The organism is Natronorubrum aibiense (assembly GCF_009392895.1).
Classification (GTDB): domain Archaea; phylum Halobacteriota; class Halobacteria; order Halobacteriales; family Natrialbaceae; genus Natronorubrum; species Natronorubrum aibiense.
Window position 1 is genome coordinate 2,804,923 of sequence record NZ_CP045488.1, and the last position, 17,347, is coordinate 2,822,269.

General features: G+C 63.5%; 17 protein-coding genes and 1 tRNA gene. 15 read left to right on the forward strand and 3 right to left on the reverse strand.

Annotation, left to right across the window (positions count from 1 at the left end; all coding sequences use genetic code 11):
* Positions 1-74: 74 nt before the first annotated feature.
* The 4 genes from GCU68_RS13865 (at position 75) to GCU68_RS13880 (ending at position 3,536) form a co-directional block, all read left to right on the forward strand.
* Positions 75-497: a hypothetical protein gene (locus GCU68_RS13865; protein WP_152942558.1), complete on the forward strand. Its 423-nt coding sequence runs from the start codon at positions 75-77 to the stop codon at positions 495-497.
* Between the two features lie 188 nt (positions 498-685).
* On the forward strand, positions 686-1,783 hold the full coding sequence (locus GCU68_RS13870; RefSeq protein WP_152942560.1) for a metal ABC transporter substrate-binding protein: 1,098 nt from the start codon (positions 686-688) through the stop codon (positions 1,781-1,783).
* The gene (locus tag GCU68_RS13875; RefSeq protein WP_152942562.1) at positions 1,780-2,517 is read left to right on the forward strand and encodes a metal ABC transporter ATP-binding protein; all 738 of its coding nucleotides are present in this window, start codon (positions 1,780-1,782) and stop codon (positions 2,515-2,517) included. Before GCU68_RS13870 ends, GCU68_RS13875 begins: the two co-directional genes overlap by 4 nt.
* On the forward strand, positions 2,517-3,536 hold the full coding sequence (locus GCU68_RS13880; RefSeq protein ID WP_152942564.1) for a metal ABC transporter permease: 1,020 nt from the start codon (positions 2,517-2,519) through the stop codon (positions 3,534-3,536). The genes GCU68_RS13875 and GCU68_RS13880 overlap by 1 nt, the downstream gene beginning before the upstream one ends.
* Positions 3,537-3,542: 6 nt before the next feature.
* Here the strand turns inward: GCU68_RS13880 and GCU68_RS13885 are convergent, their stop codons facing one another.
* Entirely contained in the window at positions 3,543-3,863 is a 321-nt protein-coding gene (locus tag GCU68_RS13885; RefSeq protein ID WP_227014865.1) for a hypothetical protein, read from the reverse strand.
* Between the two features lie 327 nt (positions 3,864-4,190).
* Between GCU68_RS13885 and GCU68_RS13890 the strand changes: the two genes are divergently transcribed.
* The 3 genes from GCU68_RS13890 to GCU68_RS13900 all read left to right on the forward strand — a co-directional run bounded on the left by GCU68_RS13890 (position 4,191) and on the right by GCU68_RS13900 (position 7,891).
* Entirely contained in the window at positions 4,191-6,287 is a 2,097-nt protein-coding gene (locus GCU68_RS13890) for an acetate--CoA ligase family protein (RefSeq protein ID WP_152942566.1), read from the forward strand.
* Positions 6,284-7,447 (forward strand): phosphotransacetylase family protein, encoded by a 1,164-nt coding sequence (locus tag GCU68_RS13895; RefSeq protein WP_152942568.1) that lies wholly within the window; start codon positions 6,284-6,286, stop codon positions 7,445-7,447. The genes GCU68_RS13890 and GCU68_RS13895 overlap by 4 nt, the downstream gene beginning before the upstream one ends.
* Before the next feature lie 150 nt (positions 7,448-7,597).
* The gene (locus tag GCU68_RS13900; protein WP_152942571.1) at positions 7,598-7,891 is read left to right on the forward strand and encodes a PRC-barrel domain-containing protein; all 294 of its coding nucleotides are present in this window, start codon (positions 7,598-7,600) and stop codon (positions 7,889-7,891) included.
* Between the two features lie 4 nt (positions 7,892-7,895).
* Here GCU68_RS13900 and GCU68_RS13905 read toward each other — a convergent pair whose 3' ends face one another.
* Complete coding sequence (locus tag GCU68_RS13905; RefSeq protein WP_152942572.1) at positions 7,896-9,344, reverse strand: DHH family phosphoesterase; 1,449 nt, start codon at positions 9,342-9,344, stop codon at positions 7,896-7,898.
* A gap of 181 nt (positions 9,345-9,525) precedes the next feature.
* On the opposite strand from GCU68_RS13905, the gene GCU68_RS13910 reads away from it, so the two are divergent.
* Positions 9,526-9,599, forward strand: a tRNA-Lys gene (locus GCU68_RS13910).
* Between the two features lie 222 nt (positions 9,600-9,821).
* Here GCU68_RS13910 and GCU68_RS13915 read toward each other — a convergent pair.
* Positions 9,822-11,270: a hypothetical protein gene (locus GCU68_RS13915; protein ID WP_152942574.1), complete on the reverse strand. Its 1,449-nt coding sequence runs from the start codon at positions 11,268-11,270 to the stop codon at positions 9,822-9,824.
* A 429-nt stretch (positions 11,271-11,699) separates the two neighbouring features.
* Between GCU68_RS13915 and GCU68_RS13920 the strand changes: the two genes are divergently transcribed.
* From GCU68_RS13920 to GCU68_RS13950, 7 genes are all read left to right on the forward strand, one after another.
* A complete protein-coding gene (locus tag GCU68_RS13920; protein ID WP_152942576.1) occupies positions 11,700-12,365 on the forward strand; it encodes an MBL fold metallo-hydrolase in 666 nt (221 codons plus the stop codon).
* 108 nt (positions 12,366-12,473) lie between these two features.
* Positions 12,474-12,806 carry a HalOD1 output domain-containing protein gene (locus GCU68_RS13925; protein ID WP_161991510.1) on the forward strand — a complete coding sequence of 111 codons (333 nt, stop codon included), beginning with the start codon at positions 12,474-12,476 and terminating at the stop codon, positions 12,804-12,806.
* Positions 12,807-12,896: 90 nt separating this feature from the next.
* Positions 12,897-13,418, forward strand: a complete 522-nt coding sequence (locus tag GCU68_RS13930; protein WP_152942578.1) for a molybdopterin-guanine dinucleotide biosynthesis protein B — start codon at positions 12,897-12,899, stop codon at positions 13,416-13,418.
* A gap of 202 nt (positions 13,419-13,620) precedes the next feature.
* Complete coding sequence (locus GCU68_RS13935) at positions 13,621-14,574, forward strand: extracellular solute-binding protein (protein WP_152942580.1); 954 nt, start codon at positions 13,621-13,623, stop codon at positions 14,572-14,574.
* A gap of 107 nt (positions 14,575-14,681) precedes the next feature.
* Positions 14,682-15,461, forward strand: coding sequence for an ABC transporter permease (locus GCU68_RS13940; protein WP_227014985.1), 780 nt, complete (start codon positions 14,682-14,684; stop codon positions 15,459-15,461).
* Between the two features lie 222 nt (positions 15,462-15,683).
* Positions 15,684-16,352 (forward strand): helix-turn-helix domain-containing protein, encoded by a 669-nt coding sequence (locus tag GCU68_RS13945; protein ID WP_152942583.1) that lies wholly within the window; start codon positions 15,684-15,686, stop codon positions 16,350-16,352.
* Positions 16,353-16,535: 183 nt separating this feature from the next.
* Entirely contained in the window at positions 16,536-17,303 is a 768-nt protein-coding gene (locus tag GCU68_RS13950) for an enoyl-CoA hydratase/isomerase family protein (protein ID WP_152942585.1), read from the forward strand.
* Positions 17,304-17,347: the final 44 nt, after the last annotated feature.

A 17,347-nucleotide genomic window follows, 5' to 3' on the forward strand; every position in this document is an offset into this window, starting at 1 on the left:
CTGCGAGCGCGGTCGGTCGCCGGGCCACCGACAGAGTCGGGACATCTTAGTAACTGCCGCCCGCACGGACACTCGTGTCGTGTCCGGTACGAGACGCTCGACGACGGATCGAAGACGAACACGCAGCGATCGTCGAGGGGATCGACCACTGCGCGGAGCAGATCGCCGAGCCCTGGGACACCGCCCGAACGACCGACCGTGATGCGGTCGCCACGCAGCTTCGGTCGGCACTCGAGGCGACCGGCCTCCTCGAGCAGCTGCCGCTCGTCCTCACCGACGTCGTCGCAGCGACAGGCCACGAGCTACAGGCACAGCCGGTTCCTGCGCCGCCGTACGTCGTCATCACGAGCCGCGGCCCGATGCTGCGGGCCACGATCGATCCCGGGCGACTGGTGATTCGCTTCGATGCGTTCGACATCGTTCGTGACGACGAGCCCGGGCGGCCACCGGCGTACCGACGTCGGGACGGAATCCGTCTCGAGGTGTCGCTCGAGTAGGAGTGGCACGAACGATCGCGGATTCTCACCGTGGCCCCTGTAGTGACACTGTTCCGCCCAACAGCACACCAGCCATGTCGTGCTATCCCGCCAGTAATTATTAACAAGCCCTCCACTCAAAGCTGCTTGTTAATAATTTTGGCAGTTGTGATAATAACGCTTATACATCGGTGGGACTAGTCTCGAATATGGATCTAACACGACGGACGCTGGTGAAAGCGACTGCCGGCGTGGTCGCAACCGGCGGCATCGCTGGTTGTCTCGACGATGTAAGTAGTGCAGACGTGGGCCTCGACAGCGGCTATGCAGCCTTCTTTACGCTGTGGGACTGGGCCGAACAGGTAAGTGGCGACGAGATCGAGTTCGAGAACCCGGTTGGGACCGGTGAAGCCGGACACGGGTGGTCACCGAGTGGCGACCTCACTCGAGAAATTGCCGATTCGGGTGCGTTCATCTATCTCGACACGCCCGAGTTCTCGTGGGCACAGGATATCGCGGCCACGCTCGAGTCGGACTACGACGCCGTCGCCGTCATCGATGGGCTCGAAGGGCTCGACGATCAGTTGCTCGGCTGGGATCACGAGGTCGACACTGCAGAACACGACCACGAGGAGGACGACCACAGCCACGACGACGACCACAGCCACGAAAACGACAGTCACGACGACCACGACCACGACGACGACCACAACCACGAAAACGACAGTCACGACGACCACGACCACGACGAGTCGTCAGCCGACCCCCACGTCTGGCTCGATCCCGTCCTCGCACAGGATATCGTCGACACCATCGCGACGGGGCTCGCCGACGCCGATCCGGACAACGCAGATACCTACGAGGAAAACGCCGCTGCGTATCGCAGCGAACTCGAGTCACTCGACGAGCGGTTCGAAGAACTCGTCGCCGATGCCGACCAACAGACTGTCGTCTTCGCCGGTCACGACTCCTTTACCTACCTCCAGGATCGATACGGATTCGAGATCCACACGCCTATCGGCGTCTCCCCGCAAGAAGACGTCAGCTCGAGCGCTATCTCGGAAACGATCGACCTCGTCGATGAGGAAGGCATCGACACCGTCCTCTACGATCCCTTCGAGGCACCCGAAGGACAGTATCCACCGTTGGTCGAGACCCTTCTCGAGAGTAGCGCGGCAACCGACGCGATGGAACTGACGCACATGTCAGGCACCCTCAGTACGTGGGCTGACAACGACTGGGGCTACCGCGAGCAAATGGAAGAAATAAACCTCCCCGCGTTCAGAGAAGCACTTAACGCACAGTGACCGTCGTAACTCTCGAAAACGTAACATTTGCCTACGGTGACCAGCCGGCCGTCCGAGACGTCTCGCTGTCGGTCGAAGAAGGGGATTTCCTCGGACTGATCGGACCCAACGGATCGGGGAAAACGACGCTCTTGCATCTCATGCTGGGCCTGCACAGTCCCGACAGCGGCACGATCGAACTGTTCGACGAACCGGTTTCGACGTTCGACGACGGCGAACGGATCGGCTACGTCTCCCAGCAGGCAACCAGCGGCGGCGGTTCGATGCCGGTTACCGTCCGCGAGGCCGTCACGATGGGACGGTTCGCCCGCGCAGGCCACGGGCGGCTGACCGACGAGGACCACGCAATCGTCGACGACGCCCTCGAGACGGTCGACATTACCGACCTCGCGGACCGGCAGGTCAACCAGCTTTCGGGCGGCCAGCGACAACGAGCCTACATCGCGCGGGCACTGGCCTCCGAGGCCGACCTCCTCGCGCTCGACGAGCCGACCGTCGGCGTCGACGCCGAGTCACGCGACGCGTTCTACCAGTTGCTCGAGTCGCTCAACGAGTCGGGGATCACGATTATCCTGATCGAACACGACATCGGCGTCGTCACGGATCGGGCAAACCGGATCGCCTGCATCAACACCGAGCTCTACCACCACGGTGACACGGAATCGTTCGTCGAAAGCGACGCCTTGACCGAGGCCTACGGCGCGACGGGCCAGGTCGTCCACCACCACCACTGATGAGCCGAAACGAGACCCTCCGTCGACGACTCGAGCACGTCGGGATCGGTCTGACCGCGATCCTCGCGGTCGCGATGATCGTGTTGCTGGCCATCGATGCGCTGCGAGCGTATCCCGTCGCGAGCGGCGCGTACGATCAAGCACGGATCGCGGGCTGGTGGCTCGACCACTACCTGGGGACGAACGTCTTCTACCATCCGTTCATGTGGCGGTCGATCGCGACCGGCGTGCTGATCGGCGTCGTCGCGCCGCTGGTCGGAACGTATCTCGTTCACCGCGAGATGGCCCTGATCGGCGAGACGCTGGCGCATACGGCATTTGCCGGCGTCGCGGTCGGCCTGGTGGTGAGCGGAGTGACCGGCTGGAACGGCTCGCTGATGCTCGTTGCCCTGGTTGTGGGGATTCTCGGCGCCCTCGGCGTCCAGTGGCTCGCCGAACGAACCGACACCTACGGCGACGTGCCGATCGCGATCATGCTGACTGGCAGCTTCGCCGTCGGGACGCTCATCATCAGCTACGGCCGCGGGATGACCGGCTTCAACGTCGAGGACTACCTCTTCGGGAGCATCTCCGTCGTTACTCCGTCCGGGGCGCGGCTGATGGCTGTCATCACCGTCGTCGTCGTGGCCCTCATCGTCGGGACCTACAAGCAACTGCTGTTCATCACCTTCGACGAGCAGGCTGCCCGGGTCGCACGGCTCAACGTCACCTGGTACAACACCCTGCTGATCGTTATGACGGCCATCGTCGTCGTCGGCGCGATGCAGATCCTCGGCGTGATTCTCGTCGCCGCGATGCTCGTCGTCCCCGTCGCTGCCGCCACCCAGATCGCCCACAGCTTCCGGGAGACGCTGTATCTCTCGATCCTCTTTGGGCAGGCAGCCGTCATCGGCGGGTTCGTGTTCTCGATCTCGCAGGGGCTGCCGACCGGCGGTTCGATCGTCGTCGTCGCGATCGCCTTCTACCTGCTCGCGATTGCAGCCTCGAGTCGGTCGACAACCGCGATTTCGACGCACTGACGCTCGTCACGCGCGGCCTCGAGCCCGTAATCTAGCACCGAAGTGGAGAACGATACCCAGCACGGAACAGACGAGACCGACGGGAACGAGCACGAGTCCGATACCGAGGGCAGACCCATCACCCACCGAAAGCAGACGGCCAAACAGGGCGTCGCCGAGCCAGAGAATCAGGAGCGGGCCGACGAGCAACACGATGGAGAGACTTCCAGCAACGGCTCCGATCGTGAGCAGCCGTCGTGAGTGTTCGGCTGGGTCCCACAGCCGCGTCACGAGTGCCAACAGTCCTGCTTCTACGAGCGCAAACAGCCCAGTAATCGCATACATCATCACGAAGATGCCGGTGAGCCCGGCTGCAAACCCATCACCGGGGTGGGTCTTCGGGAATCGTCGTGAACAACACCACCGCAGTCAGGAGACTGAGCGCTCCCATATCGCGGTGACGAGGGCGACGGGACGAGGACGAAGGCAAGACATCGACCGAATACGTTGAATACCGATGTGTTTTCGTAAACGTGGCGGTTCGCTGCAGTCGGTGCAGACCGAACTCGAGTCACCCGACGCGCGGAGCCGAAAACCGGTCGATCGATCATCCGTATTCCCCGACTGCTGGAACACGCCATACCCTTAACTCGCTACTCGAATAATACGCAAGCGATGGGACGGTTATCTGCGCTGTTCGACCCCGAGACCGTCGCCGTAGTCGGTGCGACCGACCGTGACGGAGCGGTCGGTCGTGCGATCGTCGAGAACCTCCACGACGAGTTCGTCGGAGAGGTCGTGCCGATCAATCCGAACCGCGACGAGATCCTCGGGCTCGAGTGTTATCCAGCTGTGTCGAGTGCGCCGCCGGTCGATCTGGCGGTGGTCGTAGTCCCGCCCGATATCGTCCTCGAGTCGCTTCGCGATATCGCCGAGGCCGGGACGAAAAACGTCGTCGTCATTACCGCCGGCTTCTCGGAGACAGGCAGCGAGGGAGCCAGACGCGAACGAAAGTTGCGCGACCTCGCCGACGAGTACGATCTCAACGTCGTCGGCCCCAACAGCCTCGGGATCATGTCGACGCCGGTCGACATGAACGCGAGCTTCGGCCCCGAGGACGCGCTCGAGGGTTCGATCTCCTTTATGAGCCAGTCCGGGGCGTTCATCACGGCCGTCTTAGACTGGGCCAGCGACCAGGGAATCGGCTTTCAGGACGTCGTCTCGCTCGGCAACAAGGCCGTCCTCGACGAGACCGACTTCATCCGCGAGTGGGGCGACGATCCCGACACGGACGTCATCATCGGCTACCTCGAGGGGATCGACGACGGCGACGAGTTCATTCGGACGGCCCGCGAGGTGACCGAGGAGACGCCGATCGTGCTCGTCAAATCCGGCCGCACCGACGCCGGCGCACAGGCCGCCTCCTCACACACCGGTGCGATCGCCGGCAGCGAGCGAGCCTACGAGGCCGGCCTCGAGCAGGCCGGCGTGATCCGAGCGAACTCCGTCCAGGAACTGTTCGACTACGCGCGGGCGCTCTCGGGGCTGTCTGAGCCCGATTCCGACGGCGTCGCCGTCGTCACGAACGCGGGCGGTCCCGGTGTGTTGACCACCGACGCCGTCGGTGACACACGCCTCGAAATGGCCGGTTTCACCGACGAGACGCTCGACGAACTGAGTGAGGCGATGCCCAAGGAGGCCAACATCTACAACCCGATCGACGCCATCGGTGACGCCGACGCCGAGCGCTTCGGTGAGGCGCTCGACATCGCGCTCGGCGATCCGAACGTCGGCAGCGCGGTCGTCGTCAGCGCGCCGACGGCCGTCCTCGAGTACGACACCCTCGCCGAGACGGTCATCGAGAAACAGCACGACCACGAGACGCCCGTCGTGACCTGTCTCATGGGCGGCCAGCGGGCGCGTGCCGCCGAAAGCGTTCTGCGCGAGTTCGGGGTCCCGAACTACTTCGATCCTGCACGAGCGGTCTCCGGGCTCGACGCGCTGGTCCAGTACCGCAACGTTCGAACGGAGACAGTCAGCGACCCAACCCAGTTCGACGTCGACCGCGAGCGCGCCCGCGACATCCTCGAGCGCGCGGCCGACCGCGACGACAACCGGCTGGGCGTCGAATCGATGGATCTCCTCGAGGCCTACGGCATTCCGACCCCCGACGGCGAAATCGTCGACGACCCGGATCGGGCACTCGAGGTCGCGTCCGGTATCGACGGCGACGTCGTGATGAAGATCGTCAGCCCCGATATCTCCCACAAATCGGATATCGGCGGCGTGAAAGTCGGCGTCGCCGACGCGGACGTCTACGACGCCTACGAAGACCTCGTCGCTCGAGCCCGCAACTACCAGCCCGACGCGACGATTCTCGGCGTGCAGGTTCAGGAAATGGTCGACCTCGACGTCGCCACCGAGACGATCGTCGGGATGAACCGGGATCCGCAGTTCGGCCCACTCTTGCTGTTCGGCCTCGGCGGCATCTTCGTCGAAATCCTCGAGGATACGTCGGTTCGCGTCGCCCCGGTCGGCGAAGACGAAGCCCGTGAGATGGTCGACGAAATCAAGGCGGCTCCGCTGTTGCGCGGCGCTCGCGGGCGCGAGCCCGCAGCCGTCGACGAGATCGTCGAGACGGTCCAGCGACTCTCACAGCTGGTGACGGACTTCCCGGCGATCCTCGAACTCGACATCAACCCGCTCGTGGCCGGCCCCGATGGCGTACAGGCAATCGACCTCAGACTCACCGTCGACACGGAGAACCTATGACCGACACCGAACCTACGGAGACCGACACCGAGACGACCGACACCGACACCGAGCACAGTTCGACAGCCGACGCCGACCCCGACACCGACGCGGCCGCCGACACCATCCTCGTGAGCTCGCTCGAGGCGAGCACCGGCAAGACCGCCATCACGCTTGCACTCGCCCGCATCGCACAGGAAAACGGCGAGCGCGTCGGCTACATGAAGCCGAAAGGCACCAGCCTGCAGAGCAACGTCGGGAAGACCTTGGACGAGGACCCGCTGCTCGCCCGGGAACTGCTCGACCTCGAGGCGGAGATGCACGATCTGGAGCCGATCGTCTACTCGCCGACGTTCATCGAGCAGGCGATTCGCGGCCGCGAAGACCCGACCGAGCTGCGAGCGCGCGTGACGGAGGCGTTCGAAACTCTCGCGGACGGCACCGATCGGATGTTCCTCGAGGGCGGTGGCGAGTACGACATCGGCGGCATCGTCTCGCTGACCGACGCCGACATCGCGGCGCTGTTCGACGCGCGCGTGGTGCTCGTTGCGCCGTACTCGAGAGCTGGTGACGCCGACAAGGTGCTTGCCGCGGCCGAGTCGTTTGGCGACCGACTCGCCGGCGTGATCTTCAACGACGTCGCGGACGCGGCCTACGACACCCTCGAGACCGATGTGGTCCCCTTCCTCGAGGGACAGGGGATTCCGGTCTTCGGCGTCGTGCCGCGCGAGCAGGTGCTTTCGGGCGTGACGGTCGGCGAACTCGCCGAGGAGCTCGGGGCGTCGATGCTCGTCGATGCCGGCGCGGACGCCTACGTCGAGCGCTTTACCGTCGGCGCGATGGGTGGCGATAGCGCCCTGCGACACTTCCGCCGGACGAAAGACGCCGCCGTGATCACGGGCGGCGACCGTGCCGAGATTCACCGTGCCGCACTCGAAGCTCCCGGGATCCGGTGTCTCATTCTCACTGGCGGCCACCGACCGTCGGGGGCGATTATCGGGCAGGCAACGGAGAGCGAGACGCCGATCCTCACGGTGCAGACAGACACGCTCACGACCGTCGAACGGGCCGAAGACGTCGTCCACAGCGGCCGGACGCGAAACGTCGAAACCGTCGATCGGATGGAGCAACTGCTCGCCGATCACGCGGCCGTCGACTCGATCCTGAACGTCGACGACTGAGACGGATTGCCATCCGACGACGGTCCCGGATCGTCGCCGGACGGCCTCCCAGCAGATTCTCGCATCGAATGTCGTCGACATCGACTCCTCTCACTCAGTGACTGTCACGTCTGACCAAGAATTAAGAGTCCGCCCTGCATGAGCCCACACATGGACGATACTCCCCAGGAGATCACTTCTCTCGTCGGACGTGAGGTGTACTCGAACAACGGCGTCTTCGTCGGCGAAGTCGAAGACCTGCGGCTGAACGTCGACGGCGAAGCCGTCACCGGACTCGCACTCGGCAATCTGAACACGGAACTGTTTGCAGATGCCGCCCGCAGCGGTCAGGGCGTCATCGTCCCCTACCGGTGGGTCCGATCGGTCGGTGACGTGATCCTGATCAATGACGTCGTCGAGCGCGTCCGCCAGCCCGACGACGAAGAAGACGAACTGATCGCGTAACGACTTAGCTCCCGTTCGATCCTTCGCTGCCGTCGACGCCCATCGCGTCGAACAGCGTCCGTTTGACCGCTTCTTCGGTCAACTCGAGCAACGTATCTCTGGTATCCTCCGAGATTTCGATCCCGGTAAAAATGCCCAGCGGGATCTCCGCGCTGGCCTGTGTCGAGTGGCCTGCGGTTTCGCCCATCTTACCGTAGGCGTCCTCGAGCACCTTGCCGATGTTGATGCGGATGTCCTTCGAGCGTCCGGCGAGGAAGATCGTCTCGTCGGCGATGCCAAAGACTGCGGTCGTTGTGACGCCCTCAAGGTTGAGCAGGTGACTCGCAGCCTGGGTCAGTGCCTCCCGATCCCGGACCAGGCCGGCGTTGGAGACGAGGTGACTCCCCTGAACGTCGCGGTTGGCGATCGCTTCGGCGAGCACATCGAGTGTCTCGGGGGACATCGACGGGGACTCGACTTGCTCTAGGGTGTCGTGGTTGGCAAACGGATAGAGATAGGCCGCAGCAGTGAGATCGGCGGGGGTCGTGTCGCGTTTGAAATCCAGCGTCTCCGCGCGGATGCCATACAGCAGCGCTGTCGCGACCTCCTCGGAGACGTTCATATCGAACTCCTGGATGTACTTCGTCATGATCGTCGACGTCGAGGACATGTTCGGACGGATGTCGACGAACTCCGGTTCGAACTCCGCGTCGGATTCGTGGTGGTCGATGACGATATCGACGGGAAGGTCCATTTCCTCGGAGGTTGCGTGATCGACCAGTGCGACGGTGTCGTACACCGAGCGATCCTCGACCTCGTCCCACTGAACCAACTCGATGCCCAGCAGGTTGACGAACGCCCGGTTCTCCTGGTGGCCGACGTCACCCAGATAGATGATGTCCGACTCGACCCCCAGGTGGTCGGCGATCGCCTGGAGCGCCGCTGCGCTGGCGATCGAGTCCGGATCCGGACTGTCCTGAGTAACGATCGCCAGTCGCTCATCGGTCGCCTCGACCAACTGGGCGAGTTTCCCCGCGTTGTACTCGAGTTCACCCGACTCGAGGGCTCGAAGCGCCGACTCGGCGATGACCGAGGAGGGGTTGATGACGATATCCGCACCGAGTTCCTCGAGTTCGTCGCCGGAGACGGGGTCGCTCGCGCGGGCGACGACGAACTGGGTGTCGTCGATGGCACGGATGTTCTCGACGGCGCGTTTGTTCGATTCGACGTCCGACGCGAGGATGAGGACGACGTCGCGGTCAGAGACGAGGTCGGCCGCCTCGGGTTCGCGGATGTCTGCGGTACGGGCGTCTAAGTCCTGGTCGCGAAGCGACTCGACGCGGCTCTCGTCACGGTCGATGATCCGAACGTCTTTTCCCTGTTCGACAAGTTCCTCCGCGACGGCGTAGCCCACGCTGCCACAGCCCAAAATAGCGTAGTCAGAGATCGACGAAATCGTAACCCCCGTACTCATTGACCGTGTGGTCGGGCCGACCACACTTAACGCTCCCGAAGATTGTTACACTGCGACGAACGTTTCAACCGGCCATCCTCACACTCGAGGCTCGAGAGCGACTGGCAGCGCCTGTTTCTCTCTGCCACGACGCCGCCCAAGGGAAACGTATTTTACGTCCCGTCCGAAAGTCGGAGGTACAGGGCCGGTAGCTCAGTCCGGCAGAGCGTCTGACTCTTAATCAGACGGTCGCGTGTTCAAATCGCGCCCGGCCCGCTTTTGCGACGAGCAAACTCGCGAGTGGCAAAACGGTCCTGCGATTTGAAGTAGACGAGCCGCAGCCCGCGCAGTGAGCAAAGCGAACGAGCAGGAACATCTCGGCGTAGTTCACAATCGTGCCCGGTCCGCTTTTACGGCGAACAAACTCGTGACGAGCGAAGCGGCTCGAGCGAGTTGAATCAAAAGACGGTCACGCGAAACGGGGAACGATCGACTCCGTTACCGGTCGTCGCGGACGCCGTCGGGGAACTCGTTGTCCGCGAGCGAGACCGATCCAGCGTCGCTCGTGATGCGAAGGGAGTATCCGTCCTCGAGCGATCGGCCGACGCAGTTCTCGATCCGGACGCCGTCAGCGCCGTTGACGACGAGTGGCGTGTGTGTCGTCTCGAACGTGCTGTCGGCGACGAGGTAGTCCTCGCCGCGAAGTTCGAGGCCGCGGCGGTGATCGTCACCCGGCTGTTCGACAGAGAGGCCGAGGAACTGGCAGGCGTTTCGCTCGCAGTAGATCGCGTGTCGGTTTCTGGTCCCCACGGCATCGCCGGTAATTCGAACGCCCCTCAACTCGACTGCGCCGCCGTCCTGACCGAGGATCCGAACCGCGTTGGCGCTCCCCTCGAGTTCGATTTCGGTGTCTTCGATGGTCGTCGGTCCCGCGCCGGCGTCGATTCGAATTCCGTTGTTCGGCTGGTCGCCGACGGTGAGTTCTGTGTTCGTGATCGACGTTTCGTCGACGTCATGCATGATCCTGATCGCGTCGCCGTTCGGCTGCGGCAGGTCGACGGTGAGGCCCTCAAGGTCGAACTGGTCGCCGCCATCGAGTCGGATTGCGTGTTGGCCCGCGGAGTCGTGTGGGTTCTCGTCGACGACGACGGTTGCGTCCGCGATCTTCCCGACCGTTCCGCGGAGACGGATCGATGCCGTACCGCTGTTCCGGAACCAGCCGCCATCGATGCCGACTCGGCCGGTTTCGTTCGACGCGTACAACCCGTTGTCCGGGAACCCACCCAGCGTACAGTTTCTGAAGATGAGCGAGCCGCGGTGGTGTTGATTAACGGTGATACCAGTCGCACCGCGCCACATGTCCCCCGCGTTCGGTGTTTCGTCGACGTGGACAGCGCCGTCGGGTGCGCGGAAGCAGTAGACGACGCCCTCGCCGTCGGGGTCGGTGATGTTGAACAGTCCCGGCCCCCACGTTCCGCTGTCGTGGACTCCGTAGACTGTGACGTAGCGTACGGAGAGTCCGTCCTCGACTTCCGCATTGAGAACGCGGATACCCGTCTCCGCAGCGGTCTGATCGACGTCGAAGCGCTCGAACAGGAGGTTGCGGCCGGGATTGTCGCTGGTTCCCAGTCGGAACAGACGATACTGCGGGCCGTCGAACTCGTGGTAGCTCGCCGGTACCAGCGTCGCGTTCTCGCCGACGAAGCCGACATTCTCGAAGCCGGTGAGCCGGAGTTGTTCGTCTATGTAGTACCGCCCCGGCGGGAACTTGAGGAGCGTGTTATCGCCGACGAGCTCTCGCAAGACCGGCGTGATAGATTCGCCACCCTCGTTATCCGCCCCTTCCTCGACGACGTCGACGACGGTCTCGTAGCCATCCTCGAGACTGTCTGCAGATGCAACGCCGGCGACAGAAAGCGTTCCGAGTCCGACGAGACAACTTTTCATGTACGATCGGCGACCGAACCGCTGACGGTGTGAATCGTTCGAAGTCACGTCCCCCGTTCGGTGACGGGACGTTTTACGTATATTTGTCATAACGACGTTCGAAACTGTCTCGATATCCGAACGGTATGGACGACAGATCCCGCGAGAAAATAGTCGGACGGGGTCGATCCCGTACCAACAGCGGTTCGGGCGCATAGCGGACTATTAACCGGAAACGCCGCCACGAGCAGCGATTGCAACAGTTGTACTGACGCGGAGGACGTTATTCACGACGGCTGCAACGGATTGGGGGATCAATAGACGCTGTATGCGTTCGTGACAACCGTTGAGGAAACCCATAGAACGGTCCACGGATGAGAAGACGACCGGTCGATCGCTCGCTTGTGCACCGACGTATAAGATGTGTGACTACGTACGTCTCGAACACTGATGGCTGTCAGTTACGACGGAATCACGTTCGAACGGCTCGGTCACGCAAGCAAGCGCCTCGAGACCGACGACGGACGCGTCGTCTACGTCGATCCGTGGAGCGACGTCCTCGATGGCGAACCGAAAGACGGCGACGTCGTGTTCGTCACTCACGACGATTTCGACCACTACGACCCGGACGGGATCGACGCGGTCGCAGGACCGGACGCCACGATCGCGGTCTACGAGGCCGTCGACACGGACGACCTCCCGTTCGACGTCGTCGATCTCCCGCTCGAAGGGGAGACGACCGTCGATGGGATCGACGTGCAGACGGTGCCCGCCTACAACGATCCCGACGGGCCACACGTCGACGAGGACGGTGAGCCGTTCCATGCCGAAGGGGAAGTGATCGGACTCGTTTTCGAGCTGTCGGGGACGACCGTCTTTTTCCCCTCCGACTCGGATGCGCTCGAGCACTACGAGACGATCACCGCGGACGTGCTCGTGCCGCCGATCGGCGGCCACTTTACGATGGATCGCCACGAGGCTGCTGCCCTCGCGCAACACATCGAACCCGACCTCGTGTTGCCCGAACACTACGATACGTTCGAGCCGATCGAGACCGACGCCGAGGCCTTCGCCGCGGACCTCGAGGCCGACGGGATTCGCGTCGACCTGTTCTGAGGTGTCGCGGGCACCGGAAACTGGGACGCGCTCGGCGTCGTCGCAGGTCGACTGTACACCGATACGGTTTGGCACAAGTCACATTACCTGAGCGTCCCGAGCACTGATATGGACTCCCACACCCATGACTCTCCGACAGACGGTGCTCGTGTTACGATTCGGGTCGTCCAAGGGGAGTCAGAATCGATCCTCCGGACGATTCTTCGGGGCGTGGCAGTTGCCGAAAACGTCCCTGTATCCGAACTCGAGCCGTTGTACCAACGGATCGAGACGGACGCACTCGTTGCCCTCCTGAACCACGCAGACGACGTCGAAAGCGGTGTTCGCGTCGAGTTTACGGTTCACGGACACACGGTCGTCGTCTCCGACGACGGTGCTGTCTGTATCACACCAGCCACTACAGCCGTCGGCGACGGCTGCTTGACGAGCGGGGCGCGCTGACGGCCCCGAACGCACCGACGCGTCGGCACCACCGCTGCCGACCCGGTGGGTCGAACGAATCTTGTACCTTCTTCCCGAACCCGATGCGCAATGAGCCAGCAGCAACTGCGGATCGTCTGTCTCGCCGGCCCGAGCGATTCGGGGAAGACCACACTCGTCGAAGACCTCGTGCCGAAACTCGCAGAGTACGGCCGCGTGGCGACCGTCAAATCGATCCACCACGATATCGAGATCGATACGCCCGGTGCGGACACCCACCGCCACCGAACTGCCGGTGCCGAAACCGTCGTCGGGATCACCCCCGAACTGACCTTCGACATCTCTACGCACGGGAAACGAGATCCACCGCCAGCGCCCGACGACGCCGATGACCTGTTCGCGTCGACCGACCCCGAACTGCAGGCGCTTGCGAGCACGCTTGCACGCCTCGAGCGGCGGGGCTACGAGTTCGTCATCGTCGAAGGGTTTTCGGCAGCGCCACTGCCGACGATCATCGTGGGCGACCGCGAGCCGGCCGCCGTCGGCGGCGAGGTCGTCGGCCGCGGGACCGACGACCTCGAGGACCTCGTCGCCACAGTTCGGTCACTCGAGCCGCGTGCTGGCCTCGAGTGAACGGGGAATCGTGAGAGTCCGGCTCAGAACGCAACCGGAAGCCGTACTCGCGGCGTGAAGATAACGTGGACACGTTACGTCAAGCGGCCGCATCGGCGGTTGGGTGCGATCGTGCTCCGATCGGGAAACCATAATCAATTACATTCGAACGAAATGGGAATGAGGATTAGTTATATTTAGGACTGGCCGCATTTGTGTGTGCATGCACACTCGCGACGGCACGTCCGGATTACGACGGGTAAGTCGTCGGACGTTCCTCGCGGCAGCCGGCGGCGTCTCCGCTGGTGTCGTCGGACTGGCGGGCTGTCTCGGAACGTCTGATCGAGTCCGGGTGCTCGCCGCCGGGAGTCTCGCTGTCGTGCTCGAAGAACACGTCGGGCCTGCCTTCGAATCCGAAACGGGAACTGGCTACGAAGGCGAATATCACGGCTCGAACGTCGCGATGCGGATGATCGAAGAAGGGACCAAGCATCCGGACGTGATCGTCAGCGCCGACGTCGACCTGCTTCGGGATCGGCTCTACCCCGATCACGCCACATGGGACGTCGAGTTCGCGGCCAACGAGGTCGGCATCGCGTACGAACCCGAAACGGAACTCGGCGCGCGGCTCGCAGCCGGCGACCCGTGGTACGAGGTATTCGCCGACGCCGACGACGGCGAGGTCGCAATCAGTGATCCCGACCTCGACCCACTTGGCTATCGCGCCATCCATCTGTTCGACCTCGCCGAACGCGAGCACGGACTCGAAGGGTTTCGCGAAACGATGCTCGAGCGGGTGTATCGGGAACCCGACGAGCCGCGACTGCTCGCCGGCATCGAGGCGGGCAACCGGGCCTGTGCGGTCGTCTATCGGAACATGGCCGTCGATCACGACGTCCCCTTTCTCGCGTTACCTGACGCGTACAACTTCACGGACCCGACGGCCGCGTCGCAGTATGCGGAGGCGACGTACACCACCGACGACGGCTACGTCACCGAGGGCACGCCGGCCGTCTACAACGCGACCGTGCGGGCCGACGTAGACGCTCCGGACGCTGGCCTCGCGTTCGTCTCGTTTCTGCTCGAGCAACGATCCCTGCTCGAGGAACACGGGTTGCGCGTCACCGACTCGCTGCCCCGAACACACGGCTCGGTTCCGGAGACGATCGAGCCGTGACCGAGCCAGTAGATTCCGCCGAGCGGACCGCCAACAGTGGCTCTGCCGACGACCCCACGACAGGAACCGGAACGGACACGGACTCGAGCGGTTTTGGGCACGGACTCGTGGGTCTGACCGGCGGGCACGCTGTGCCGGCACTGCTCGGTGCCGTGTTGGTCGTGTACTTCGTCGGACCGTTCGTCGCCTTCTTTCTGCAAGTCGGCTCCGTGGATGTGACCGAACGGCTCGCCGAGCCGGCGACCCGAGCGGCGATCCGCACGTCGCTGGTGACGGCACCGGTCTCGACGACCATCGCCACGGTCTTCGGCATTCCGCTCGCGTACGTCCTCTCGCGGCGGTCCTTTCGCGGAAAACGGCTCGTCGAAGCAGCCGTCTTGCTGCCGTTGGTCCTGCCACCGATCGTCGGCGGCGTCATGATACTGACCGTCGTCGGCCAATACACGCCGATCGGCTCGGTGGCTGCGAGTCTCGGGCTGCCGCTGACCGACAGCTACGCGGGCGTGATCCTCGCCCAGACGTTCGTCGCGGCCCCGTTTCTCGTCGTCACCGCTCGAGCCGGCTTCGACGGCGTCGACGAACGACTCGAGGAGGCTGCTCGGACGCTGGGATACTGCCCCCTCTCGACGGCGCGACGGGTCACCCTGCCGCTTGCACGAAACGCTATCGCCGCCGGAGTCATCCTGACGTTCGTCCGAGCGATCGGTGAGTTCGGGGCGACGATGATGGTCGCATACAATCCGCGGACGATGCCCACGCGAATCGAGGTGTTGCGGATCACCCACGGCCTCGATGCGATCGTGCCGATCGCGCTAGCACTGCTCGTCATCACCCTCGTTGTGGTCGTCGCCGTCCAGTTCGTTATCGGCGGCCCTCGACACTACTGATGGGAAGACGACCGCACCGGAATCCCGATTCGTCGGTTCATCTCGCGACCGGGCGACCGCCTCCCCGGCAGCCGAATACCGTGTTCGGACACCCCGCTCAGACTGATAGCCACACGTCTGATCCGCAATACAGGTCAACTATCGTGGCATTCTACATCATCGATGCTAATCTCTTTGGAACTGGGGTTATCTGGATCCCTGTTGTACCGATGGGTGTAACATATGACCTCAATCGCAGACATCGAGATTCCGGCCGACGGAACCGGGACGGGCGAGCTGTTCGAGGCCGTTCCGTCGTTGACCTGTGAGATGGAGCGGGTAATCGCCTCGAGCGGCCACGGACTGTGGCTGTCGGGCCCCTCGCGGGATGGGATCGAAACGGCACTCGACGACGCCGGCGCGATCGGCGCGTACTCACTGATCAACAGCGACGACGACCGCTGGTTGTACGACATCGAATTCGAGCCCGACACCCTCGACGTATTCGAGGTCGTCCTCGAGGAGGGCGGCACCGTACTGAGCGCGTCGGCCTCGAGCGGGACGTGGCTGTTGAGCATTCGGTTCAGCGACCGCGAGTGTGTCAGTTCGCTCTACGATCGGCTCGACGACGAGGACGTCACGCCGACGATCGTCCGACTGTTCGACTTAGCCGAGGAAACCAACTCGCAGTGTGGGCTCACGGCCAGACAGTACGAAACGCTCGTCGCGGCGATCGATCACGGCTACTTCGAGATTCCGCGCGAGGTCTCGATGCAGGAACTCTCCGAAGAGCTCGACATCTCCCACCAGGCGCTCTCGGAACGGTTGCGTCGAGCTTACCGCGCGCTCGTCACATCGGAGCTGAACGTCTCCGAAAACGACACCGTCGCACCGCCGATGCCGTCGGACTGAGGGGACCACGCCCACACGCCTGTCGGTTCGATCTCGAATCGATCCACGGCCCGCTGCCGGCAGCACTCGATGTTTTCACGGCCAGTACGAAGCTGACAGCGCGAGCTGACGGTGACGACGCCGGGACACGGACCACGCTAGCCGAACGAGTACCGTTATGTGTCGTGCCAACAATCAGCTGTCATGAACGTCGACAACGACGACGGCGTGTGTCGGATCGCGTTCGATCGACCGGGCGCACTCAACGCCCTCACGAAAGACACTGCCGTCCAGTTGGCTGAGACTCTCGACTATGTCTCGGTCGACAGCCACGACGCAGTCGTCATCACGGGAGAGGGCGACGCCTTCAGCGCCGGCGGCGACATGCAGGCGCTGTCCCAGGCCCCTGACTCGGCACGCGAGTCCTACGAGTCGGTCACCGACACGTTCGGCCACGTCGTCGAAGCGATGCTCGAGTGTCCCGTCCCGATCGTCGCGAAGGTCAACGGCGACGCCATCGGTGCCGGACTGGCGATCGTGGCCCTCGCGGACATCGCCTACGCCGTCGAGGATGCGACCTTTTCCTGTGCGTTCGTCCGCGTCGGCCTGATTCCAGACACCGGTGGCACGTTCATGCTCCCGCGCATTATCGGCCTGCGAGCCGCCAAACGACTCGCGTTTACGGGCGAGTTCTTCAGTGCCGACCGGGCAGCCGACCTCGAGTTGGTCAACGAGGCGGTTCCCGCCGACGAACTCGACGAGCGAGTCGACGACACTGTCGCCACACTGCGCGATCGACCGACAGAGATCATCGGGCTGATGAAACAGGCCATCCACGAGAACATGGCCCGCCCGTGGTCGGAGGCGCTCGATTACGAGAACCTGCTGCAGGTGCAGGCTCGGACCTCGGACGCCCACGAAGAAGGCGTCAGCGCTTTTCTCGAGGGTCGGGAACCGGAGTTCGAGACGTAGCCACTCACCGTCGCAAGCCACCGCAAGCACCACCAACTTCCTTC